We start from the raw sequence: 510 nt of genomic DNA, 5'->3' as shown, positions 1-510 counted from the left end.
AGTTCTGTCGCTGTTGATGCAGGATATAAAACACCCCACATCGCTAAATTCCTCATGGACCAAGAAATCAGACCCGTTATGCCTTATACACGGCCGAGAACGAAAGACGGATATCTTAAGAAATACGAATACGTTTACGATGAATATTTTGACTCCTATCTTTGTCCCGAAGGACAAATTCTACCTTACCGTACTACCACAAGAGACGGGTACAAACAATACGCTTCCAATCCTTTGGAATGTACAGACTGTCCTCTGTTAGAACGTTGTACGCAAAGTAAGAATCACACCAAGATGATTCATCGACATGTGTGGCAGGATTACATAGATGAGGTAGATCATTTGAGACATACAGAACTAAATAAAACTCTATATGCGAAACGCAAAGAAACGATCGAACGGGTCTTTGCGGACGCAAAAGAAAAGCATGGCATGCGTTGGACGACCTTAAGAGGTCTTAAAAAAGTTTCAATGCAGGCGATGCTTACATTCGCTGCCATGAATCTTAAG

At 41.8% G+C, this 510-nt stretch carries 1 protein-coding gene; it reads left to right on the top strand.

Going from position 1 to position 510, the window contains the following annotated elements; all coding sequences use genetic code 11:
* Window positions 1–510: transposase (locus BVI01S_RS21960; RefSeq protein ID WP_156477386.1), on the top strand; the 510-nt coding region annotated here is incomplete at both ends.

It is taken from the genome of Rossellomorea vietnamensis NBRC 101237, from assembly GCF_001591825.1.
GTDB classification, from domain to species: Bacteria; Bacillota; Bacilli; order Bacillales; family Bacillaceae_B; genus Rossellomorea; species Rossellomorea vietnamensis.
The sequence above is the reverse complement of the archived record's forward strand: the minus strand, read 5'-3'. Positions and strand labels throughout refer to the sequence as shown.